The following is a 1,047-nucleotide window of genomic DNA, read 5'->3' as shown; positions in this document are numbered from 1 at the left end:
GGTCATTAAGCGGATTAAAGAGATTTTGCAAAAGAACATTCATTGCATTAATTCCGGCCATTCCTTTATACATAGGCGCTAAGATTTGTAATTCAAAAGGATTATTCCCTCTTTTTTGCCATGCACTTGCGATTTGTTCAACCATCTGAGGAACAAAATTTGCACTGACCTCAAAATAAGAACGGTCAGGTTTTTTCGTCGTGAAATCACTTGGCAATTGCCCATCTTTGATGTGGTGAGCTAAATCAGTAATGGTAGAATCATCCCCTTGACGAAAAATCTTATCCAATTTTACTGACGGAATTTCTGGAATTTTTAGTAAATCCGCAAAAATTTGTCCTGGCCCCACAGAAGGAAGCTGGTCAGCATCTCCAACAAGGAGAACTTTCATTGAACCAGGAATCGCTTGAAAAAGTTTATTAGCTAACCAAGTATCAACCATAGAAAATTCGTCAACAATCAAAAGAGCACCAGACAATTCATTTCCAAGAGCATCTTCTGCTTCATCTTGTCCTAAACCCAAATGGCGGTGAATCGTCGCTGCTGGAAGACCAGTCAACTCATTCATCCGTCTTGAAGCTCGACCAGTCGGTGCTGCCAGTAATATAGGAAAGACGTCATCATTATAATGGTCTGGGTCCAAATCTAGCTGATGAAGACGGGCATAAGTTTCAATAAAACCATTAATAATTGTTGTTTTACCAGTTCCTGGTCCACCAGTCAAAATGAAAAATTGCTGATTCATTGCACCAATAATGGCTTGCTTTTGCAAATCATCATAAGTAATTTCTAAATCTCTTTCAACTTCAGCCAATACTGTCAGTAACTTTTCATCAGCAAAATCTTTACCCGAACGATTAGTTAATGCTGTCAGTGATTTCCGAATCCCGTCCTCAGCGAAGTACAAGGAATTCTCAAATATTTTTGTTCCTTCTTGTTGCACTTTTCCATCAACTATTAAACCATTAATTTCCTCCGCAACAGCAGACGGGTTGACCTCGACATTACGAGCTTCTTCAAGTAAGTCTATCGTCATCTCAAGTAAAT

The 1,047-nt window shown here is 39.0% G+C and carries 1 protein-coding gene; it reads right to left on the bottom strand.

Annotation, left to right across the window (positions count from 1 at the left end; all coding sequences use genetic code 11):
- A partial coding sequence (locus tag AB0N03_RS52540; RefSeq protein ID WP_364389050.1) for an AAA family ATPase occupies nt 1–1,047 on the bottom strand: 1,047 nt, incomplete at both ends.

It is taken from the genome of Amycolatopsis sp. NPDC051061 (assembly GCF_040682935.1).
GTDB lineage: Bacteria > Actinomycetota > Actinomycetes > Mycobacteriales > Pseudonocardiaceae > Amycolatopsis.
Note: the sequence above shows the minus strand (reverse complement) of the source record. Positions and strands in the feature narration are given on the sequence as shown.